At 64.8% G+C, this 21398-nt stretch carries 17 protein-coding genes; 9 read left to right on the top strand and 8 right to left on the bottom strand.

What is annotated here, in order from left to right; translation table 11 throughout:
- Positions 1 to 1059, bottom strand: coding sequence for a ribosome small subunit-dependent GTPase A (rsgA, locus tag KPL76_RS13100; RefSeq protein ID WP_216333935.1), 1059 nt, complete (start codon positions 1057 to 1059; stop codon positions 1 to 3).
- Complete coding sequence (gene aroA, locus KPL76_RS13095) at positions 1056 to 2552, bottom strand: 3-phosphoshikimate 1-carboxyvinyltransferase (protein WP_216333934.1); 1497 nt, start codon at positions 2550 to 2552, stop codon at positions 1056 to 1058. The genes rsgA and aroA overlap by 4 nt, the downstream gene beginning before the upstream one ends.
- Before the next feature lie 153 nt (positions 2553 to 2705).
- On the opposite strand from aroA, the gene KPL76_RS13090 reads away from it, so the two are divergent.
- Positions 2706 to 3389 carry a sigma-70 family RNA polymerase sigma factor gene (locus tag KPL76_RS13090; RefSeq protein ID WP_216333933.1) on the top strand — a complete coding sequence of 228 codons (684 nt, stop codon included), beginning with the start codon at positions 2706 to 2708 and terminating at the stop codon, positions 3387 to 3389.
- Positions 3386 to 3649: a zf-HC2 domain-containing protein gene (locus KPL76_RS13085; protein ID WP_216333932.1), complete on the top strand. Its 264-nt coding sequence runs from the start codon at positions 3386 to 3388 to the stop codon at positions 3647 to 3649. Before KPL76_RS13090 ends, KPL76_RS13085 begins: the two co-directional genes overlap by 4 nt.
- Positions 3650 to 3834: 185 nt before the next feature.
- Here KPL76_RS13085 and KPL76_RS13080 read toward each other — a convergent pair whose 3' ends face one another.
- On the bottom strand, positions 3835 to 7710 hold the full coding sequence (locus tag KPL76_RS13080; RefSeq protein WP_216333931.1) for a multifunctional oxoglutarate decarboxylase/oxoglutarate dehydrogenase thiamine pyrophosphate-binding subunit/dihydrolipoyllysine-residue succinyltransferase subunit: 3876 nt from the start codon (positions 7708 to 7710) through the stop codon (positions 3835 to 3837).
- A gap of 200 nt (positions 7711 to 7910) precedes the next feature.
- Here KPL76_RS13080 and KPL76_RS13075 point away from each other — a divergent pair, with 200 nt between their 5' ends.
- The 3 genes from KPL76_RS13075 (at position 7911) to KPL76_RS13065 (ending at position 11986) form a co-directional block, all read left to right on the top strand.
- Positions 7911 to 9350 carry a GuaB1 family IMP dehydrogenase-related protein gene (locus KPL76_RS13075; RefSeq protein ID WP_216333930.1) on the top strand — a complete coding sequence of 480 codons (1440 nt, stop codon included), beginning with the start codon at positions 7911 to 7913 and terminating at the stop codon, positions 9348 to 9350.
- 145 nt (positions 9351 to 9495) lie between these two features.
- Positions 9496 to 10953, top strand: coding sequence for a hemolysin family protein (locus tag KPL76_RS13070; protein WP_216333929.1), 1458 nt, complete (start codon positions 9496 to 9498; stop codon positions 10951 to 10953).
- Positions 10946 to 11986 (top strand): hemolysin family protein, encoded by a 1041-nt coding sequence (locus tag KPL76_RS13065; protein WP_216333928.1) that lies wholly within the window; start codon positions 10946 to 10948, stop codon positions 11984 to 11986. Before KPL76_RS13070 ends, KPL76_RS13065 begins: the two co-directional genes overlap by 8 nt.
- A gap of 55 nt (positions 11987 to 12041) precedes the next feature.
- On the opposite strand, the gene KPL76_RS13060 is transcribed toward KPL76_RS13065, so the two are convergent.
- The gene (locus KPL76_RS13060; protein WP_216333927.1) at positions 12042 to 13121 is read right to left on the bottom strand and encodes an NADH:flavin oxidoreductase/NADH oxidase; all 1080 of its coding nucleotides are present in this window, start codon (positions 13119 to 13121) and stop codon (positions 12042 to 12044) included.
- A 108-nt stretch (positions 13122 to 13229) separates the two neighbouring features.
- On the opposite strand from KPL76_RS13060, the gene KPL76_RS13055 reads away from it, so the two are divergent.
- Entirely contained in the window at positions 13230 to 14084 is an 855-nt protein-coding gene (locus KPL76_RS13055) for an ADP/ATP-dependent (S)-NAD(P)H-hydrate dehydratase (RefSeq protein ID WP_216333926.1), read from the top strand.
- 37 nt (positions 14085 to 14121) lie between these two features.
- On the opposite strand, the gene KPL76_RS13050 is transcribed toward KPL76_RS13055, so the two are convergent.
- Complete coding sequence (locus KPL76_RS13050) at positions 14122 to 14931, bottom strand: YceI family protein (protein ID WP_216333925.1); 810 nt, start codon at positions 14929 to 14931, stop codon at positions 14122 to 14124.
- A gap of 222 nt (positions 14932 to 15153) precedes the next feature.
- Here KPL76_RS13050 and KPL76_RS13045 point away from each other — a divergent pair, with 222 nt between their 5' ends.
- The 3 genes from KPL76_RS13045 (at position 15154) to KPL76_RS13035 (ending at position 18203) form a co-directional block, all read left to right on the top strand.
- Positions 15154 to 16437, top strand: coding sequence for a glycosyltransferase 87 family protein (locus KPL76_RS13045; protein ID WP_216333924.1), 1284 nt, complete (start codon positions 15154 to 15156; stop codon positions 16435 to 16437).
- Positions 16437 to 16802, top strand: a complete 366-nt coding sequence (locus KPL76_RS13040) for a thiamine-binding protein (RefSeq protein ID WP_216333923.1) — start codon at positions 16437 to 16439, stop codon at positions 16800 to 16802. The genes KPL76_RS13045 and KPL76_RS13040 overlap by 1 nt, the downstream gene beginning before the upstream one ends.
- Before the next feature lie 120 nt (positions 16803 to 16922).
- Entirely contained in the window at positions 16923 to 18203 is a 1281-nt protein-coding gene (locus KPL76_RS13035) for an MFS transporter (RefSeq protein ID WP_216333922.1), read from the top strand.
- Here KPL76_RS13035 and KPL76_RS13030 read toward each other — a convergent pair.
- From KPL76_RS13030 to KPL76_RS13020, 3 genes are read right to left on the bottom strand one after another with little or no spacing between them, the layout of a single operon-like run.
- Positions 18152 to 18856 (bottom strand): response regulator transcription factor, encoded by a 705-nt coding sequence (locus KPL76_RS13030; RefSeq protein WP_216333921.1) that lies wholly within the window; start codon positions 18854 to 18856, stop codon positions 18152 to 18154. The two genes, KPL76_RS13035 and KPL76_RS13030, sit on opposite strands and share 52 nt — an antisense overlap.
- A 45-nt stretch (positions 18857 to 18901) precedes the next feature.
- Positions 18902 to 20143, bottom strand: coding sequence for a hypothetical protein (locus tag KPL76_RS13025; protein ID WP_216333920.1), 1242 nt, complete (start codon positions 20141 to 20143; stop codon positions 18902 to 18904).
- Positions 20140 to 21285: a sensor histidine kinase gene (locus KPL76_RS13020; protein ID WP_216333919.1), complete on the bottom strand. Its 1146-nt coding sequence runs from the start codon at positions 21283 to 21285 to the stop codon at positions 20140 to 20142. Before KPL76_RS13020 ends, KPL76_RS13025 begins: the two co-directional genes overlap by 4 nt.
- Between the last annotated feature and the right edge of the window lie 113 nt (positions 21286 to 21398).

The raw sequence follows: 21398 nt of genomic DNA, 5'->3' as shown, positions 1-21398 counted from the left end.
TCACTTCTCGAGAGTGGTGATGATCTTCTGCAGCGATTCCAGGCGAGCCTTGCCGCTTTCGCCGAGCTCGCCAGCAGCGATGCGATCGACGATCTCCCAGTCGTGAGCCTGGGTGAGGGCGATTCCCTGGGCCTCAGGGGGAAGGGTGGCCGCCGGAATGGCGTAGTTCGCAAATGATCGCAGGATGTTGGCGGGGTCGACGTGTCCCAGACCGAACGAACGCACGCCGGGGGTGTCGATGATCCAGCCCGAACCTCCGTCGTCGTCAAGTACCCGCAGGCACACGGTCGACGATGAGGTGTGGCGACCCCTGCCGGTCACGTCGTTGACCCGGCCCACTGCGCGGTCCGTTCCTGGTACGAGCGCATTGACGAGGGTCGACTTGCCCACGCCCGAATGACCGACCGTCACAGTGGTGTGCCCGATGAGCAATTCCTTCAGTGCACCAATCGGAAAGGAGTCTTTGTCGCCGCTGATGATCTCGAGATCGAAGCAGTCGAACTGACGGAGAAACGGTTCGGGGTCGGCCACGTCGGTTTTGGTGATGCAGAGGATCGGTGCGAGCCCTGCGTCGAACGCGGCGATCAGGTACCGGTCGATCAGGTTCGCCCGCGGTTCGGGGTTGCCTGCGGCAACGACTATGAGCATCTGGTCGGCGTTGGCCACGATGATGCGCTCGACGGCATCGCTGTCGTCCGCACTCCGACGCAGCAGCGTGGTGCGTTCGTCGACCCGCACGATGCGCGACAGGCTACCCTCCGCGCCGCTGGTGTCGCCGACGAGATCGACCCGGTCGCCGGTGACGATTCCCAGACGGCCCAGCTCTCTGGCCCTGGATGCCGTGATCAGGGCCTCTTCTGGAGTGTTCTCGTGCACCAGCACGCCGAACCGACCGCGATCAACCGACAGCACCCGTCCACGAACCGCATTCGCGTGTTCTGGCCTGGTCTTGGTGCGGGGTCGATTGCCTTTGGGATTGGGCCGGATGCGAATGGTCGATTCGTCGAATTCATCGAATTCGTCTGGCTCGTCTTCGGTGCCGTCTGACCACCAGCTCACGCCGGTGCCCCGCTCTCATCGCTGCCCGCCTCAGAGTCGACTGAAGCAGAGGTGGGCGAAAGAGAACTGGGCGAATGAGGGCTGGGCGAATGAGAGCTGGACGGGACAGAGATGGAAGAAACCGCCTGGCCCCGATCGGTCGCGCCGAAGACCATGGCCTGCCAGAGTTCGGCGAATTCGGGCAGCGTCTTTGCGGTGGTGGCGATGTTCTCGACGACAACCTCGTCGACGGCCAGCCCGATGATCGCCCCGGCGTGGGCCATACGATGGTCGTGATACGTCTGCCAGAGCCCGCCGTGCAGGGGCCGGGGTTCGATGCGCAGGCCATCCTCGAGCTCGGTCACCGATCCGCCGAGGCGGTTGATCTCCGTGGCAAGTGCTGCGAGCCTGTCGGTCTCGTGGTGCCTGATGTGGCCGATGCCCGTGATGGTGCTCGGCGAATCGGCCAGAGCCGCGATCGCCACGAGGGCGGGGGCGAGCTCGCCACCGGTACTCAGGTCGAGCGTCACGCCCCGGATGCCCGAACCACCCGTCACCGTGACCCGATCTGCCTCGCGCGTGACGTCGGCGCCGAACAGCGGCAGTAGGTCGAGGAGATCGTCGCCGACCTGGGTGGTCGCCGAAGGCCAGCCGACGATGGTCACCGAGCCACCGGCGACAAGGGCTGCGGCGAGGAACGGTGCGGCGTTCGAGAGGTCTGGCTCGATGTCCACATCACGTGCGGAGATCGTTCCGGGGCTGATCGACCACTCGCCGGCGCCTGTGGTTTCGACTTTCACGCCCCGCGCCCCCAGGGCGGCGATGGTCATCTCGATGTGGGGCATGCTCGGCAGGCGATCGCCGTCGTGAGTGAGCCGAAGGCCTTCGGTGAACCGTGCGCCAGCGAGCAGGAGGCCGGAGACGAATTGTGAAGAAGAGGAGGCGTCGATGGTGACGTCTCCGCCCCGGACCTGGCCGGTTCCGTGCACCGTGAACGGGAGGGTGGATCGGCCGTCGGAATCGATGTCGACGCCGAGCGCTCGCAATGACGAGATCGTCGTCGCCATCGGCCGCTTTCTGGCACCCTCGTCGCCGTCGAACATGACGGGACCGAGTGCGAGTGCTGACACCGGAGGAAGGAATCGCATCACCGTGCCAGCAAGACCACAGTCGATCGTCGTGCTGCCGAGCAGTTCGTCTGCCGGTGTGATGACCCAGTCGGGGCCGAACCGGCCGGGGCCCGCGACATCGTCGATCGTGACGCCGAGCGAGCGCAGCGCGGCCACCATGAGGGTCGTGTCGCGGCTGTGGAGCGGGGAACGGAGGCGAGACGGTGCATCTGCGAGGGCTGAGAGCACGAGTTCTCGATTGGTGAGGCTCTTCGATCCCGGTAGCGACACCGTGGCCGCGAGTCTGTCGCGCGCGCGCGGAGCAGACCAGTCCGGGTTCGGCGGCAGGGGAGCTGCGTCGCCGTACGGATTGAAGTCGGGTGTGGAATATCTCGAGATCAGCATCAGTTGTCTAGGGTATCGGCGATTGATGGGATTTCGGAGGAGAGACGCATGGCGACAGCATCCACAGTGCTTGAACGGCCTTCGAATACGCGACCCACAACGACGTCGTCGACCCCATTCGCGCAGCTGCGGCGCGTCGTAGACTTGCCGGTGATGACATCACCAGACAGTGAACCACGGGCAGCAACAATTGTGTCTGCACCTGCAGACCCGCGCGCGCTTTTCGAAGAACAGGCCATTCCGTTCCTCGACCAGTTGTACGGTGCCGCGCTCCGGATGACGCGAAACCCCGCCGATGCGCAGGACCTCGTGCAGGAGACCTTCGTCAAGGCTTACGCCGCGTTCGCGCAGTTCGAGCAGGGCACGAATCTCAAAGCCTGGCTGTATCGCATTCTGACGAACACGTTCATCAACGTGTACCGCAAGAAGCAGCGTGATCCCTACCAGGGTACGACCAGCGACCTCGAGGACTGGCAGCTCGGCAATGCCGAGTCGGCCACGGCGACGGGTACGTCGAGCCGTTCAGCCGAAGCAGAGGCCATCGATCACCTGCCAGACAGCGCGGTGAAGGATGCCCTGCAGTCCATTCCCGAAGACTTTCGTCTGGCTGTCTACCTGGCCGATGTCGAGGGATTCTCCTACCAGGAGATCGCCGACATCATGAAGACCCCCGTCGGAACGGTGATGAGCCGGTTGCACCGCGGCCGCCGACTGCTGCGCGGGCTCTTGTCTGAATACGCCGAGGGCAGGGGAGTCGCTGTGAAGGCCGCGAACCCCGCCGCATCGGCGGAAGCCGCACCCAAGCGTGCGGCAGTGTCGAAAGGAACGAAGAAATGACCGACTGCGGTTGCACGAAGGCCAAGGCCGAACTCGAGGAGTTCCTGCACAACGAACTCGCCAGCACCGATGCTGCCGATATCCGTGAGCACATCGAGAACTGCAGCGACTGCTCGTCTGAGCTTCATATCGGTGTCGTACTGACCGAGGCCGTGCAGCGCGCCTGCAAAGAGGTGGCACCGGAGCAGCTTCGCGACCAGGTGCTGCTGAGCATCCGTGAGATCCAGAGCACACACACCGAGGTTCGTGTCACGCTCTGACCGACTGACGCCTGCCCGACTGACGCCTGCCCGACTGACGCCTGCCCGACTGACGCCGGACCCCTGACGAGCCCGAGGCCTGTCGAACAGCAACACGATGAGATATCGCCGGTCGAGTAGCGGCGAAGCCGCGTGTCGAAACCCCCGCCTTCCGGGTCCCGCTACGCAGCTCCGCCCCACAACTCCTAGAGGTTCAGGGCCTTCGCAAGCAGCTCAGCCTGCTCCTTCGCGTGACGCTTGGCAGAACCGGCAGCGGGTGACGCTGCTGCAGCGCGTGAGACCACGCGGATGGTGCGCTCGACCGGGAGGCGAACGGGCAGTTCAAGGCAGATGAACGGCCACGCACCTTGGTTCTGCGGCTCGTCCTGCACCCACACCAGCTCGGCGTTCGGGTACGTCGCCAGAATTCCGGCGAGTTCCGGTGCGGGAACCGGGTAGTACTGCTCGACCCTGACGAGTGCGATCTCGTCATTCGGGGTTTTCGCCAACTCGTTCAGCAGGTCGTAGTAGATCTTTCCGGCCATGAGCAGGACCCGCTTCACACCGGTCTTCTGCGCGTTGGACTCCGACCCGAAGCGGGCGTCGTCGATCACGGGTTCGAACTTGCCCTGCGTCAGGTCGTCGACCGAACTCGACGCGCCACGCAGGCGAAGCATCGCCTTGGGCGTGAAGACGATCAGCGGGCGTCGCGGCCGGGCATAGGCCTGGCGTCGCAGGAGGTGGAAGTACGACGCGGGGGTCGACGGCCGCGCCACCGTCATGTTGTTCTCTGCGCACAGCTGGAGATAACGTTCGATACGGGCTGACGAGTGGTCAGGGCCCTGGCCCTCGTAACCGTGCGGCAGAAGCAATACCAGCGACGAGCGTTGGGCCCATTTCTGTTCGGCCGAAGAGATGAACTCGTCGATGATGATCTGGGCGCCGTTGCCGAAGTCTCCGAACTGCGCCTCCCAGAGTACGAGTGCGTCGGGCCGCTCGACCGAGTAGCCGTATTCGAAGCCCATCGCAGCGTATTCACTCAGCAGGGAGTCGTAGATCCAGAACTTGGCCTGGTTGTCGCTCAGGTTGACCAGAGGCAACCATTCCTGGCCGTTGTCCCGGTCGTGGAGCACGGCGTGCCGTTGCACGAAGGTGCCACGACGGGTGTCCTGGCCCGCGAAACGCACCGGGGTGCCCTCGAGAAGCAGCGAACCCAGGGCGAGAAGCTCTCCGAACGCCCAGTCGATGCCGCCGTTCCGGCTCATCTCGAGGCGCTTCTGCAGGAGTTGCTGGAGCTTCGGGTGAACGGTGAAACCGGCAGGCGGATTGTTGAACGCATCACCGATGAGAGCCACGGTACTGGCGGCCACACCCGTCGATTCGGGTTCGCCGGCGCTCTCGTCCTCCTGTTGCGCGTCTGGGCGCTCGAGATCGGCGACGGGATCCAGATCGTCGGTGATGATGGGAATCGACGAGGTCTGCGCCGCGTGGGTTTCGGCGAAGGCCCGTTCGAGGCGGTCCTGGAAGTCGCGATGAGCGGCTTCGTACTCCTCCTGGCTGATGTCACCGCGGCCGATCAGCGCTTCGGTGTACAGCCGCCTGACAGAGCGTTTCGCCTCGATCAGGTTGTACATCAGCGGCTGCGTCATCGACGGGTCGTCGCCCTCGTTGTGCCCGCGACGGCGGTAGCAGATGAGGTCGATCACGACGTCGCTGTGGAATTCCTGGCGGTATTCGTAGGCCAGCTGCGCGACACGCACCACTGACTCGGGGTCGTCTCCGTTGACGTGGAAGATCGGAGCCTGGATCGACTTCGCCACATCGGTCGAGTAGACGGAGGAGCGTGAATCACTCGGCCGGGTGGTGAACCCGACCTGGTTGTTGATGTTGACGTGAATGGTGCCGCCGACGCGGTAGCCGCGCAGTTTCTCCATCTGAAGCGTCTCGTAGACGATGCCCTGGCCGGCCATTGCTGCGTCGCCGTGTACGAGGATAGGCAGCGTCGAGTACGTGCCCCGGGGTTTGCGATCCTGCTTGGCACGCACGATTCCCTCGAGCACGCCGTTGACCGCTTCGAGGTGCGAGGGATTCGCCGCGATGTAGACCGGAATCTCCTTGCCGTCGGCACTGGAGAACGTGCCCTCGGTGCCCAGGTGGTACTTCACATCACCCGAGCCCTGGACGGTGCGTGGATCCTGGGTGCCTTCGAACTCGCGGAAGATCTGGCCGTAGGTCTTGCCGGCGATGTTGGTCAGTACGTTCAGACGACCCCGGTGGGCCATACCGATGGCGACCTCGTCGAGTTCGTCGCTGGCGGCAGCCTGCAGGATCGCATCGAGAAGGGCGATCGTCGACTCGCCGCCTTCGAGGCTGAACCGCTTCTGGCCGACGTATTTCGTCTGCAGGAAGGTCTCGAAGGCCTCTGATTCGTTGAGCTTGGCGAGAATGCGCATCTGCTCGTCATGGCTCGGCTTGGCGTACTTGCGCTCGATCTTGTCCTGGATCCAGGCGCGTTGCACCGGATCCTGGATGTGCATGTACTCGATGCCCGTCTTCCGGCAGTACGAGTCACGCAGGATTCCGAGGATGTCGCGCAGGAGCGCGGTGCGCTTGCCGCCGAGCCCGCCGGTGATGAACTCGCGGTCGAGATCCCACAGCGTCAGACCGTGGCTCGCGATGTCGAGGTCGGGGTGGGTGCGCTGCTGGTACTCGAGCGGGTCGATGTCGGCCATGAGGTGGCCGCGTACACGGTAGGAGTTGATGAGCTCCTGCACCCGGGCGGTCTTGTCGACAGCGTCGAAGTCGACGCTGATGTCGGGCGCCCAGTGGATGGGAACGTACGGGATTCGCAGCTCGGCGAAGATGTCTTCGTAGAAGCCACGCTCTCCGAGGAGAAGCTCATGCACCTTCTTCAGGAACTCGCCAGAACCGGCGCCCTGGATGACGCGGTGGTCGTAGGTGCTGGTCAGGGTGATGACCTTGCCGATGCCGAGTTCGGTCAGCGTGCGAATGGATGATCCCTGGAACTCGGCCGGGTATTCGAGTGCGCCGGCGCCGATGATGGCACCCTGGCCCTTCATCAGGCGAGGCACGGAGTGAACTGTGCCGATGCCACCGGGGTTGGTGAGCGAGATCGTCGCACCCTGGAAGTCTGCACCGGTGAGCTTGCCCGAACGCGCCTTGGCCACGAGCTCGTCGTACGCAGCGAGGAATTCGCCGAAGTCCATGGTGTCTGCACGCTTGATGGCCGGTACCACCAGTGAACGTGTGCCGTCGGGCTTGGGCATGTCGATCGCGATGCCGAGGCCGATGTGTGCCGGCGACACGACGACCGGCTTGCCGTCGACGACGTCGTAGTAGACGTTCTGGCTGGGAAAGTCCTTGAGGACCTGCACGAGCGCCCAGCCGATGAGGTGAGTGAACGACACCTTCCCGCCGCGGGTGCGCTTGAGGTTCGAGTTGATCACGATGCGGTTGTCGATCAGCAGCTTCGCGGGAATGCTGCGCACACTGGTCGCTGTCGGCACGGTGAGGCTGGCATCCATGTTCGTCGCGAGGGACTTCGCAGGCCCACGCAGCGGTGTGACCGCGTCTTGTTCGGCTGCCTCGCGGTCACTCGGTTGCGCCCGCACGGTCGCCTCTGCGGGGATCGGCTGAGCGCGCGCCACCATCGACGTGGTTCGTGCGACCGGAGCCGTCGACGGTGTCGTGACCGGCACCGTGCCTGTGGTCACCGGCGGGGTGGAGGCTGGAGCTGCAGGCGTTGGTGCTGCAGAGGCTGGTGCTGCAGAGGCTGGTGCTGCGGCAACCGCTTCTGACTGCGCTGCTGGTGCTGCGGCAACCGCTTCTGACTGCGCTGCCGGTGCCTCGACTACGGCTGGTGCAGCGGCCGGGGCATCTGTGCCGACAGCCAGCTCTGAGCTGCTCGGCTTGTAGTGCTCGAGGATGCTCCACCACGACTCGTCGACCGAGTTCTTGTCGACGATGTACTGCTCGTAGAGCTCATCGACCAGCCACTCGTTTGCTCCAAATTCGCCCGACGAACCGTCGTCAGTTCCCGTTCCGGTCAACTGGCTTGACACAGCCGATCGCCCACTCTCGTCAAATTGCACGCTGCTGATAGGTATCGTGAGCACGCGCCGAATGACCGCGCAGAGTGAATCCTCACGCGCCGACACGTGCTTGTTAAGCCTAAACCCATCGGATGATCGTTCGTCACCGGTGTTTCGCCCACCGGAACTTCGCCCGAGCCGGTTCAGGCGAACAGGTCTAGCGTGGAGGCATGAAGTTCTTGTCACCGTCAGAGAAGACAGACCTGACCTACTCCGACGTCTTTCTCGTGCCCAGGCGCTCGTCGATCCACAGCAGGCTCGACGTCTCCCTCGCACCCGAAGACGGCACAGGAGCCACGATTCCCATCGTCGCCGCGAACATGAATTCGGTCACCGGGCCCAGACTGGCCGCAACACTCGCCCGGCGCGGCGGCCTCGGGGTGCTGCCCCAGGACATGCACCTACAGGACCTCGATGCGGCCATCCGCTGGGTGAAGGCCCAGTCGACCTCGTACGACACGCCATTCGACTTCCGGCCCGACGCGACGGTCGAAGAGGCACTGACCGTGCTCCCGGCGGTGGCTGGGCAGGGAATCGTGGTGCACGATGATTCGGGCACGTTCCTGGGTTGCATCCCCGCACTCCGACTGGCATCGGCCCTGCCCGATGCATCGCTGGGCGATCTGCTCCACGGTTCGCTCACCTCGCTTTCGGCCGACGATCTGGACTCGCCCCGCGAAGCCTTCGATGCGATGGTCGCCGCAGACCTGGATTTTGCTCCAGTCATGCAGCACGGCAGGGTGATCGGCACGCTGAGCCGAACAGGGGCGCTGCGCTCGACGATCTACGAACCTGCGATCGACTCCCACGGGCGCCTTCGTGTCGCGGCGGCGATCGGCATCACGGGTGACGTCGCCGCAAAAGCACGCGCCCTGGCGGCCGCCGGGGTCGACGTTCTGGTACTCGACACCGCGCACGGCCACCAGGATTCGATGGTGACTGCGATCCGTTCTGTGCGGCAAGCGGGCCTCGGCCTGCCGATCGTGGCCGGCAATGTCGTGACGGCAGACGGCGTCCGGGATCTCGCCGAGGTGGGCGCCACGATCATCAAGGTCGGAGTGGGGCCAGGGGCGATGTGCACCACACGCATGATGACGGCCGTCGGCCGCCCGCAGTTCTCTGCAGTGCTCGAGACAGCTGCGGCCGCAACGCTCTACGGAGCCACGGTCTGGGCTGATGGGGGAGTGCGCTACCCCCGCGATGTCGCTCTCGCGCTGGCGGCAGGCGCCGCATCCGTGATGATCGGGTCGTGGTTCGCCGGCACGATCGAAGCTCCGGGCATGCTGCGCAGGGATGCAGGGGGTCGCCTCTACAAGGAGAACTACGGCATGGCATCCGCCAAGGCGGTCACCGACCGGTTCGGCCGGCTTGGAGCCTACGAACTCGCTCGCAAACAGCTCTTCGCCGAGGGGATATCGAGCAGCACCATCTATCTGGACCCGCTCCGGCCATCTGTCGAAGACCTGCTCGACATGATCACCTCAGGGCTCCGGAGCTCGTTCACCTACGCCGGTGCGTCGAGCGTCGCCGAGTTCCAGGAGCTCGCGCACGTCGGAATCCAGTCGGCTGCCGGCTACGAAGAAGGCAAGGCCCTCCCCGTCAGCTGGTGATATTCGTACCTGGAGTCACGCGGCAGGCGATTCCCCAGCGTCGTCGATTGTGAGCCGGTACAATCGAGGTACCCATGGATGACCCTCCCTCACCCCGTTTGACGTGTTCGACCGCCGACTGCTCTGCCCGGGTCGGTGAGGCCCTGTGAGCACAGAGTTGCTGCTCCTTCTGCTGGGTCTCGTGCTCACTGTCGGCACCGGGTTCTTCGTAGCCAGCGAGTTCTCGCTCGTGAACCTCGACCGCTCCGACCTCGAAGGTCGCCAGGATCGCGGTGAGAAGAGCCTCGGGGCCACGATCGCGGCCCTGAAGATCACCTCGACGCACCTGTCGAGCGCCCAGCTCGGGATCACCCTCACGACCCTCCTCACCGGTTACACGATGGAGCCGGCCTTCAGCAGCCTGCTTCGGCCTCCGCTGGGTGCACTGGGGCTCTCGCCAGACGCGATCACGATCGTCGCCTCGACCCTCGCCATCCTCATCGCCACGCTGCTGTCGATGATCGTGGGCGAGCTCGTCCCGAAGAACTTCGCGCTGGCCCTGCCGATCCAGACAGCGAAGCTCGTCATCCCGTTCCAGCGGGTGTTCACCGCGGTGTTCCGCCCCGCGGTGACACTGCTCAACAACAGCGCTAATGCGATCATCCGGGCCTTCGGCATCGAACCGAAAGAGGAACTCTCCGGCGCGCGCACTGCCGACGAACTCTCCTCGCTTCTTCGCCGTTCAGCACTGCAGGGCAGCCTCGATGTCGACACGGCCACGCTGCTCAACCGCACCCTGCTCTTCTCGGGCCGCGACGCATCAGATGTGATGACGCCGCGACCGCGCATCGCCGCCCTCAAGCGGACAGATTCGGCGCAGGCCGTGCTCGACCTCACCCGCACCACGGGGTACAGCCGCTTTCCCATCGTCGACGAGAGCATCGACGATGTGGTCGGCATCGTGCATGTGAAACAGGCGGTGGCGGTGCCGAGGGCGAAGCGCGGCGACGTTCCCGTGGTTGCCCTCCAGAGCGAACCGCTCCGGGTGCCGGAGACCATGAACCTCGACGTGCTGCTCGGGGAACTGCGCGGTCGCGGGTACCAGATGGCCATTGTGCTCGACGAGTACGGCGGAACTGCAGGGGTCGTCACACTCGAAGACCTCGTCGAAGAGCTCGTGGGCGAACTCAACGACGAACACGACAGAACCAGGGCCGGCGTCATCAGAAGCACCAATGCGATCTCCTTCCCAGGCCAGCTCCGGCCCGACGAGGTGCTCGAACGTGCTGCCGTGCGCGTGCCCGAAGACGGGCCCTACGAAACCGTCGCCGGGTTCGTGATGAGCGAACTCGGGCGCCTTCCGCAGGTTGACGACGTCGTGCAGTTGCCCGATGGCGAATTGCGCGTCGAGAGAATGGATGGCCGGCGAATCGATCGCATCAGATTCACTCCGACCGTTCCCGGCGTCGCCGGCGAAGGGGCAGATGCAACGGTAGCTCTCGACCCCATAGCTCGCGACACGGTGGCGCCTGGCAGGGCAACGCCAGGTGCGGTTGGTGCACGAGTGACGAAGTCCGGCGTCGACAGGTCGCGGGAGTCGACCGGGGGTGAGAGTCATGTCTGATTGGGCCGGAATCGCGTGGCTGTTCGTGCTGTTGTTGGTGAACGCGTTCTTCGTGGCCGCGGAGTTCGCGGTCATCTCTGCCCGGCGTTCCCAGATCGAACCGTTGGCAGAGGGCGGAATGCAGCGTGCCAAGACCGCACTCTGGGCGATGGAGCACGCCACTCTGATGCTGGCGACCAGCCAGCTGGGGATCACCGTTGCGTCGCTGCTCATCCTGAACGTTTCGGAGCCGGCGATCCACCATCTCCTGGAGGGCCCTCTGGGCCTGACCGGATGGAGCGAAGAAGTCACCGGAACGGTCGCATTCGTGATCGCGCTCGTAGTGGTGTCGTTCCTGCACGTGGTCATTGGCGAGATGGTGCCGAAGAACCTGTCGTTCTCGCTTCCCGACAAGGCTGTGCTGCTTCTGGCACCGCCGTTGGTCTGGATCGCGAGAACCCTGCGTTTTGCGACGGTCGGATTGAATGCCACGGCGAACGGCGTCGTGCGCCTCTTCGGAGTCGAACCGAAGAGTGAAGCTGCGAGCACCTACACGCTCGACGAGGTCTCGAACATCGTTGCTCAGTCCACCAGGGAGGGTGTGCTCGACGACAACTCCGGTGCGTTGCACGCGGCGTTCGAGTTCACAGAGAAGAAAGTCGAGGCCGTTGCGTTGCCGCTTGAGCGCCTCGTGACTCTCGGCCCTGGTGCAACACCCGCCCAGATCGAGCATGAGGTCGCCAAACACGGCTTCTCGCGCTATGTGCTGGTCGACGGCGAGGGCCAGCCGACGGGGTATCTCCACCTCAAAGACGTCATAGACCTCGATGATGACGAATACGACAGGCCCGTGCCCGCCAAGCGCATCAGGCAGCTGGCGTCGATCTTCGACGGCACCGAGCTCGAAGATGCGCTGGCCACGATGCGTAGAACGGGTGCCCACGTGGCTCGCGCCTTCAACGAACACGGCGCGACCACCGGCGTGCTCTTTCTCGAGGACGTCATCGAGGAACTGGTCGGCGAAGTCCAGGACGCCACCCGCCGCAACTCCTGATACGACGATCTGCGCCTTGCAGCTCTGCGCGTCAGGAGTTGCGACTCGGTGAGTTCTAGAAGGCGCGCTCGTACTGCTTCGGCAGGTAGTCGAGGGTGACGCCCAACTCCACGGCTGCGTCGAGGGCGAAGTGGGGGTTGCGCAAGAACTGGCGTGCCATCATCACGACGTCGGCCTGGCCGCTTGCGACGATGTCGTTGGCCTGGGCGGCAGTCGTGATGAGTCCCACTGCGCTGACCGCCACCTCGGCCTCGTCGCGAACGTGTGTCGCGAGCCCCACCTGGTAACCGGGGCCGAGGGGAATCGTCACGCCGGAGAAGTTTCCGCCAGAGGAGATGTCGAAGAAGTCTGCGCCGGCAGCGACCGCCCATCCTGTGACAATCGCCGTCTGCTCCACGTCCCAGCCGCCCGATTCGACCCAGTCTGTTCCCGAGAGCCGCACGAGGATGGGCACGTTCTCGCCGACCTCGTCGCGCAGCGCGGTGACGACCTCGAGGAGAAGTCGGGCCCGGTTCTCAAGGCTGCCACCATAGGCATCCGTTCGCTTGTTGCTGAGCGGCGAGAGGAACTGGTGAATCAGATACCCGTGGGCCGCGTGGACTTCGAGCACGTCGAACCCCGCGTTCACGGCCCGTCGGCCGGCCGCCCGAAAGTCGTCGACGATGCGTGCTATCGCGTCGACGGTGAGTTCTTCAGGCACGTCATAACCGGGGAACGCCACGGCAGAAGGCCCGACGGCGCGCCAGCCGCCCTCCGACTCCGGCACGGTGCCGTGCTTGCCCGACCACGGGCGATTGGTTGAAGCCTTGCGGCCGGCATGGGCCAGCTGGATGCCCGCCACAACGCCCTGGGAGTGAAGGAACGCCGTGATTCGGGCAAAGGCGGCCTCCTGCTCGTCGGTGTAGAGCCCGAGGTCGTACGCCGAGATCCGGCCGACCGCGTTCACTCCCGTCGCCTCCGTCAGAATGAGACCGACCCCGCCCGTCGCGAACGAACCCAGGTGTGTGACATGCCAGTCGGTGGGGACGCCGTCGCGGTTCTCGACTGAATACTGGCACATGGGCGCGACCCAGAGCCGATTGCGAACGGTGGTCTCCCGGATGGTGATGGGGGAGAAGAGTGTGGGGTTCGACATGTATTTCACCTTTCGTCTGCCCAGAGTCAAATACCGCGGGGCGCGTGGTTATTCCGCGTTCACCGATAACGCGCTGTGTCGGGCATCCGTGCGTCCTATCGTTGGATCATGACTGGACCCACCGAAGCTGTGTCGTGGCGCGATTTCACGATGGCGGATGCCCGGGGCTACCTCGCCGCACCGACCCCCTCTGACGACAAGTACACCCGCGGCGTACTCGGTGTCATCACCGGCTCGCGCGCCTACCCCGGCGCCGCGGTGCTCGGAGTCGAAGCGGCCAGTCGCACCGGGCTCGGAATGGTGAGGTACCTCGGGCCGGGCCGGGCGACCCGTCTGGTGCTCCAGCGCAGGCCGGAGATCGTGACGGCAGAGGGGCGAGTGCAGGCCTGGCTTGTCGGTTCTGGAATGGATGCATCGGCCCGAAGTGGGCGCGTGACAGCAGAATTGGTCGAGGCGCTGGGGCAGGGGCATCCTGTCGTGGTCGATGCGGGCGCGCTGGACCTCGTGCACGCGGGCACGGGGAGCATGGTCATCACACCGCACGCATCCGAGCTCCAGCGCGTGCTCGGGGAGCGAGGCGTCGCCACGAGCGTCGAAGACATAGCCGAGCATCCTGAAGTCTGGGCGAAGCGGGCGGCAGACCTTCTGAAGGTCACCGTGTTGCTGAAGGGGCACGTCACCCACGTCGTGCAGGGAGACCGTGGCTACCGGGTGACGGCGCCGACGACCGAGCTCGCAACCGCCGGGTCTGGCGATGTGCTCGCTGGAATTCTCGGTGCTCTGCTGGCCACTCATGCCCAGGCGATAGGCAACGACCCGAGCGTGATGGCACGGCTGGCCGCAACGGCTGCAGTTGTGCACGGGCTGGCGGGCGAGAAGGCGTCGGATGGTGGCCCGATCACGGCCCTCGACATAGCGGAAGCGGTTCCCGCGGTCGTTTCAGGGCTTCGTTCGTCGTACTGATCCCGGAGCTGGCATCGTCTCTGGCCGAGCCAGCGGATCACTGCCGGGTTGTCACCAGCGAGAAGGTGATCGAGCCGGAGTCGTTCACCGATGCGAACCCCAGGTCGGGAGCAGTCACGTCGTAGTCGGCGAAGGTGATCGGGATGCTGCCCTGCACCGTGACGCTGGTCGCGGAGTGACTGACCTGGAGATCGACCGAAATGCTGTGGCTGACGCCGTGCATCGTCAGGTTGCCGGTGGCGTGGATCGTTGCCGGTCCGGCCGACGGCAATGGGGTGGACGGTGATTCAGTGGACGGCGAGGGGGTGGCGGAGTCGGTTGCTGGCAACGCGGCGACGGCGGGCGAAACGAGACTGAATGTCGCGGTGGGGAACTCGGCAGTGTGTGCAGCGTTCTGGGCCGCAGTGTTGTGGAGGAGACTGTCGGTCACAGAATTTCCGGTGGTCACCGGGTCCACATCGACGGTGACCTCTGCAGCCGTGATCGTGCCATTGTCGAGAGTCATCGAACCGGAGACCTGGGATGTGACGCCGGAGAGCGTGACGCTGTCTCCGCCGAGGTCGGCGCCAACCGAGTACCCTGCCCACGATTCGGCCGAGAGCGCCCACGAGCCGGAGAGGCCGGGCGGGTCGGCGAGGGTACTGGCGGAGCCGTCGGTGATCATCGGCACTTCACTGGGCGGGTTGGTCACTGAGCCGTGAGATGCCGAGCCGTCAGATGCGGTGCCGCCGAACGCCGTGCCGTCGGGTGCCGTGCGGGAGAGGATGGGCATTGCCACCGCGGCAACGATTCCGAGCGACACTGCCACTGCGCCCACGCACAGGGCCGCACTCAGCAATCGTCTCATCGTGGAATCCAGCTAAACAGCAGGAGGTGGCGGCTTGCTGGGAGAACCGCGCGTGTGGCCTGTGCCTCGCATCTGAAGTCGCCGTGCATCCTGATTCTGGTGCACGCCGTTTCTGGTGCACACCCTTTCTGGTGCACACTGTTTCTGGTGTATCCCGCCCGATGTCTCCCGCTTCAGGGCGGCCTCCGGTGATCGCACAGCGTCTACGCCTATGATTGCGGGGTGCGTCGACTGGCTGAAAACACCCCGCTCCTCTGGTCGGTGTTCATTGCGATCCACGTTTTCCTCGGATATGTGGGCCTCACTGCTGTCACACTGCCGTGGGGTGACGTGACCATTGTGTACAACTCGTGGATCAGCCACGGGCTCGAGGGGTACTGGGTCGGCATCGACGGCCCGTGGGTCTACCCTCTTCTCGCGTTGGTGCCGATGATCGCGGCGATGAGCCTGGGCAGCGGCCTCTACGGTGTCGGCTGGCTGCTGCTGGTCACCCTGGCCAATGCCGTGGTGCTGGGTTTCCTGCTCAATTCCCGGTCGACGTCGGTTCGCCCGAGCCAGCCCGGAGTCGACGCGCGTGGCGGTTTCGGCCCGCGAATCCGTTTCTACACTGCGTGGTGGTGGCTCGCCTTCCTGCTCCTGCTCGGTCCCGTCGCACTCGGCCGGATCGACACCTTCGAGGTGGACCTGGTCATTGTGGGTCTGCTGCTCGTCATCCGGCGGCCCGCGATTGCCGGGGTTCTGCTTGCCCTGGCCACCTGGGTCAAGGTGTGGCCGGCGGCCCTGATCGTCGCCGTCATCATCGCGACGAAGGACCGGCTGCGCGTAGTGGTCGGTGCTGGTGTGACCGCCGTCGCTGTCGCCGTCATCGGGCTGATGCTGGGCGCGGGAGCCAACCTGTTCAGCTTCATCACCCAGCAGACCGGTCGCGGCCTGCAGGTCGAGGCGCCGATCAGCCTGCCCTGGATGTGGATGACCTACTGGGGTGTACCGGGATCGACCGTGTACTACGACCAGGACATCCTCACCTTCCAGGTCAAGGGCATCGGTGGCCCGGTTGCCGACTTCCTCACGACGCCACTGCTCGCGATCGCGGTGCTGTGCGTCCTGCTGCTTGGCGTGTACGTCGTGCGGTCAGGAACATCAGTGACGAGAGTCCTTCCGAGTCTGGCCCTTGCCGTCGTGACCGCACTCATCGTGTTCAACAAGGTGGGTTCACCCCAATTCATGCTCTGGATCAGTGCGCCCGTGATTCTCGGGCTCATCTGGCAGGGCCGCGAGTTCCGATTGTTCGCCGTTCTGACGGCTGTTCTTGCGGCTCTGACGCAGGTCATCTATCCGTACCTCTACGACTGGTTGCTTTCGCTCGACCCGCTGATGTTGCTGGCACTCACCTCGCGCAACATTCTCGTCGTCGTGCTCTTCGCCCTTGCGGTGCGGTCGCTCTGGCGCACACGTGTTCGAACGACCGATGCGGTTCCCGCCGCGTCAGAAACGGTGAAGATCTGATGCTTGTTGCGTTCTCGGTTGCCCCGTCAGGGGTGGGAATCCGGAGCAGGTCAGTTTCGACGACCACGTCGGCGGGCGATTCCGTGGCGGAGACAGCAGCTGACGACGCCTCGGTTCACGATGCAGTGGCGGCAGCCGTCCGGATCGTGCGCGATTCCGGTCTGCCCAACCACACCGATTCGATGTTCACCACCATCGAGGGCAGCTGGGACGAGGTCTTCGAGGTGGTCCGCCGTGCTACTGAGGCCGTCGCGGAATACGGTTCCCGGGTCTCCCTCGTGCTGAAGGCCGACATCCGGCCGGGCTTCGAGGGGGAGTTGAGCGCCAAGGTGGAGAGGCTCGAGCGAGCGCTCGACCATTCCTGACGCCAGGGCCTGAATCGCGGAGGCGCGCAACCATGCTCGCTTCGTGAAGACTGTGTTTCGTCGACTCGGATCGAGTCGAATCGATTCGATCTTGTGCACGCAGCGATCTATCATGAAGCAGTGACTTCTCTTGCTTCGGGTGCTGGCACCCTCTCTGCTGGCCGCGTGCGCCTTGCGCTCCTTGCGCTTGCGCTCGGAGGTTTCGGCATCGGGTGCACCGAATTCGTCGCCCTGGGGCTGCTGCCGAACCTTGCGCACGACCTCCTGCCCGCGGTGTTCGCCGTCTCGACCGAGCAGGCCAATGCGCAGGCAGGTCTGCTCATCACGGCCTATGCTGCTGGCGTTGTCGTCGGAGCACCGACGATCGCCGCCGTCGCGGCCCGGTGGCCACGCAAGATCGTGCTGGTCTGGTTGCTTGCCGCCATCATCATCGGCACGCTGGCCAGCGCCACCCTGCCTTCCTTCGGACTTGTCGTACTCGCACGCTTCGCTTCGGGCTTGCCTCACGGAGCCTACTTCGGCATAGCTGCACTGGTCGCGGCTTCACTGATGGGACCCGGCAAACGCGGCCGGGGAGTCGCGCTCGTGCTCGGCGGACTCACTGTGGCCAACGTGATCGGCGTGCCGTTCGTGACCTGGGTGGGGCAGACGTCCGGCTGGAGAGCCGCCTATCTCGTGGTCACGGCCATCTTCGTCGTGGCTCTTGTCTCGGTGGTCCTCACTGTTCCCCGGCTGCCGGGAGACCGGAACGCGACGCTCCGGAACGAACTCAGTGTCTTCCGGAGATCGCAGGTGTGGTTCGCCCTCGGCATCGGAGCGATCGGGTTCGGAGGCTTCTTCAGCGTCTACACCTACGTCTCTCCGATCCTGACATCGATCACCGGCCTGCCGGAGTTGTTCGTTCCATTCGCACTGGCCTGCATCGGAGTCGGCATGACCGTCGGCAACTTTCTCGGTGGCGCTGCAGCCGACCGCAGCGTCAAACGGTCGATGCTGGTGTTCTTCGGCGTGATGATCGTTGCACTCTTTGTGCTGGTGCTGTTCTCGAGCACGCCGGCAGGATTGTTCATCGGGATCTTCTTCGTCGGCATCGCCGGGTCTGCGCTCTCCCCGATCATCCAGACCCGCTTGATGGATGTCGCCGGCGACAGCCAGTCGATCGCCGCAGCCCTCAACCACTCCGCTCTCAACACCGGCAATGCACTCGGGCCTCTGCTCGGCGGAATCGTGCTCACCGCCGGCCTCGGCTACATCGCGCCGATCTGGGTGGGCATCGCCCTCAGCCTGTGTGGTGTCACGCTCGCCCTCGTGGCGTTCGCGGTGGAGCGCAGGGGCCGCGCCGCGGCGGCCTACTCGGCTGACGTCGAGGATTCCGACAGCGAGTCGTTGCTCGCGACGTAGTCGTCGTGCAGCAGAAGGCCGTCCTGGATGGCACGCTTTCGCAAGGCGACCTTCGTTCCCACATCGATCCCGAGCACGCGGTACTTCTCGCGGATGCGCTTGAGGTAGCTCTTTGCGGTCTCTTCGGAGATGCTGAGCTGTTCCGCGACCTGTTTGACGGGTTCACCGCCGCCGTAGAGTGCCATGACCCGGCGCTCCTGGGCGCTCAACTTCGGTGCGCCACCCATCTCCTGGGCATTCAGTGCGAGATCGAGTTCGCTCGAAATGAAGGGTTCGCCCTTGGCTGCCGCACGAATGGCTTCGACGATCATGTCGGCTTCCTCGCTCTTCACGAGGTAACCCAATGCGCCGGCCGCGAGCGCTTCGCGGATGACGACGGGTTCGGAATAGGTGCTCATCAGCACCGTCTTCACTCCTGCAGATTTGAGAGCACGGAGCTTCACGGAGATCGGCAGGTTGTCTTTGAGGTCGAGGTCGAGCAGAACCACATCGACCGGGAACTCCGGGTCGGTGAGCAGGTCGGGCCAGGTCGTCACAGCGGCGACCATGCTGATGTCTGCCGCTGCCCCACGAATCCATTCGGTGAGAGCCCCGAGCAGCATCCGGTGGTCATCAACAATCGCCAATCGAATCGTGTCGTGTGACGCGGGCATCTGGGGCCTTCCTGGCGGAGCGTGTGGGGTCGTGCTTCGATCATCTTATGATTCCGGGGTGTCAACCTGTACATTGATGCGAATGTTCAGGGAACCGTGTCGGACGGTTTCCACATGGCTTCCTACGCGGTCGAGGGCACCCCAGATGGTCACATCGATTCTGCTCCGGGGGATCCCGTCTACGGAGATCTCCAGCGGAAAGAGAATCTGGTCGAGCTGGTTGCTGGCATCGTCGTCCTGCTGGGGTCCGATGGTGATCGAGATCTCGGTGCGCTGCCGGGTCGGGGCAGCAGCGATCAGCCAGATCGCTGAGAGCAACCCTTCCCGCTGGTTCTGCGACAGAAAGCCGGCGAGACCTGCCTGGTCGTAGAGATCAACCGTCGGGCTGAGCACCTCAGAATCATCGATGGCGTGCTGCAACCAGGTCTGCCGCCTCCCGGCGACCAGCCGCAGGCGTAATTCGCTCGCCAGCGACGACGCGGCAGCCGACTGCTCGGCGTTCAGCGGTAGGGCGATCCGCCCCGAAGCCACATCGCTGAGCAGTTCTTCTGCGGTCATGTCCAGGCGCGCGAGTTCGTCTGAGCCGAGGATTCCTATCGCGAAGCGAGGCGAGGAGATGGTTGCTTCGACGAGAGTTCGGTCGAGCTCACGATCGATGAAACGGCTGAACGACTTGACGATCAGGATGGCGATCAGTGTCGGTGCGAGAGCCGCGACGATCACTTCGATCTGGGGTTTCGAGCCCTCCGGGCCAGTTCCGACGCCGACGATGGTGACGATGAAGAGGAATCCAGCAAGTACCAGCGTCGCCAGGATGAGCTGGTTGAGCGGGCGGTACGCGACGAGGGCGAGCAGGGTGGCACCCGCGCCCACGATCACAGTAACTTCCGGCGTGCCCGAGGTGAAGCCGTTCGCAGAGACGACGTCGATGATCACGGCGACGCCGAGCAGGGCGAGTACGACGGCGAAGACAGGAGTCGGCAGGTGGCTCCCACGTGAGTTGGCGACAACGACTGCGGTGACGAGTGCGCCCGCCGTCAGGATCCAGGCCACGAGGGTGAGCCAAGGATTGTCGTAGGCACCCCAGTTGAGAATGAAGATGGCAAGCCCGCGAACCGAGAGGATGACCGCAGCGACGATCGCGCCGATGCCGAGGTATCCGATGCCGATGCGGGAATCCGATGCGACATCTTTGCGAAGTGCGTCGATGGCGTCGGGTCCGAGCGTGCGCGCTCGTACGAGCCTGGTCAGCAGCCCGCTCGTGGCCTCGTCGCCCTCTGATTTCATCGCGGTACCTCCAGCACAACGGTCGTGCCGGCGCCAGGGGCGGAGAAGATGCGTGCGTTCCCACCGACGTCCCTGATGCGCGCAACGACGGACTCTGTGATGCCCAGGCGACCCTTCTCGATTTCGCCCATGTCGAAGCCGACTCCGGTATCCGTCACCATTGCCCGGACCCCCGCAGCATTCTGGGTGATGGTCACGTCGGCCGAGTCGACCCCGGAGTGGCGACGCACGTTCTCCAGGCATTCGCCCAGTGACAGGAGAAATGCGCTGCGCACAGACTGCGGCAGCGTGATGTCGCCGTCTCCATGCCAATGCACGGTGAGTCCTCGGCGCTGGAACCGCTGCTGCAGGGCGCGTATGCTCTCGGTGACCTCTGCCACCTCGTTCGACTGCAGGGTGTAGACACCGGATGCGCGGGGCGCAGGCGTCTCGCCGAGTCGAAGTTGCCGCAGGAGCACGGCGTCTTCAGCGGCCTGGCCCCGCAGGGCATCCGGATCCACGCCCACTCCGGAGTGGGCCAGAAGGGTCAGCGTGGCCAACACTGTGTCGTGCAGGAGCCGTGCGCTCTGTCGGCGCTGTGCCTCGAGCTCACTCGCCCGGCGCTCCGCTTGGTGCGCGGTGCCGAGGCGGGCTATGCGGGTGCGGGCCCGCCTCACGCTGTCGTCGAGCCACACTCCGACGAGAACGTTCACAGACCAGCCGACGATGAAGATCGTCAAGGCCTGGGTGCGCACGTCGGGGCTCATCACCGGCAGTGTGGCGGCGAGGTTCAGCAGGAAGAAGACGATCAGCACGAGCCTGCCAGAGCGGGAGGACTGCAGGATGATGGCCATCGCGCCGATGCCCCCGCCGGAGAGCAGCAGAATGGCGCTGAGAATCGAAGGATGGCTGCCTTCGATCGTGCCCAGAAAGGCGCTGAGGAGAAGACCGGAGAGAGCCGCAGAAGCACCCCAGCCGAGCGAGCCGGTGCGGTTCATCATGAAGTAGCTGAGCACGATGAGCAGGTAGGCCGGGATGGCGATCCACACGGCGAGGGGGGGCACATCCCCTGCCAGGCCGAAGCAGGCCAGGGATGAGACCGTGAAGACGGTGCCCTCGAGCCACGCCGCCGTTCGAAGCAACGGCTCCTGGTGCTTGATCATGTGGTGCCCGGGGCACTGTGCCCATTCACCGTGCACGATCGTGCGCGCAGGCGCCGCGCAACCGCGCGCGTCATGGCGGCAGCACGCTGGAGGTCGGTCACACTGTCGATGCT

The sequence above is a fragment of the Subtercola sp. PAMC28395 genome (assembly GCF_018889995.1).
Lineage (GTDB): Bacteria > Actinomycetota > Actinomycetes > Actinomycetales > Microbacteriaceae > Subtercola.
Note: the sequence above shows the minus strand (reverse complement) of the source record. Positions and strands in the feature narration are given on the sequence as shown.

Bases quoted from the DNA above. Each gene is read 5' to 3' on its own strand.
- aroA (WP_216333934.1), bottom strand. From the start codon at position 2,552: ATGCTGATCTCGAGATATTCCACACCCGACTTCAATCCGTACGGCGAC.
- KPL76_RS13090 (WP_216333933.1), top strand. From the start codon at position 2,706: ATGACATCACCAGACAGTGAACCACGGGCAGCAACAATTGTGTCTGCA.
- KPL76_RS13085 (WP_216333932.1), top strand. From the start codon at position 3,386: ATGACCGACTGCGGTTGCACGAAGGCCAAGGCCGAACTCGAGGAGTTC.
- KPL76_RS13075 (WP_216333930.1), top strand. From the start codon at position 7,911: ATGAAGTTCTTGTCACCGTCAGAGAAGACAGACCTGACCTACTCCGAC.
- KPL76_RS13065 (WP_216333928.1), top strand. From the start codon at position 10,946: ATGTCTGATTGGGCCGGAATCGCGTGGCTGTTCGTGCTGTTGTTGGTG.
- KPL76_RS13060 (WP_216333927.1), bottom strand. From the start codon at position 13,121: ATGTCGAACCCCACACTCTTCTCCCCCATCACCATCCGGGAGACCACC.
- KPL76_RS13055 (WP_216333926.1), top strand. From the start codon at position 13,230: ATGACTGGACCCACCGAAGCTGTGTCGTGGCGCGATTTCACGATGGCG.
- KPL76_RS13050 (WP_216333925.1), bottom strand. From the start codon at position 14,931: ATGAGACGATTGCTGAGTGCGGCCCTGTGCGTGGGCGCAGTGGCAGTG.
- KPL76_RS13040 (WP_216333923.1), top strand. From the start codon at position 16,437: ATGCTTGTTGCGTTCTCGGTTGCCCCGTCAGGGGTGGGAATCCGGAGC.
- KPL76_RS13030 (WP_216333921.1), bottom strand. From the start codon at position 18,856: ATGCCCGCGTCACACGACACGATTCGATTGGCGATTGTTGATGACCAC.
- KPL76_RS13025 (WP_216333920.1), bottom strand. From the start codon at position 20,143: ATGAAATCAGAGGGCGACGAGGCCACGAGCGGGCTGCTGACCAGGCTC.
- KPL76_RS13020 (WP_216333919.1), bottom strand. From the start codon at position 21,285: ATGATCAAGCACCAGGAGCCGTTGCTTCGAACGGCGGCGTGGCTCGAG.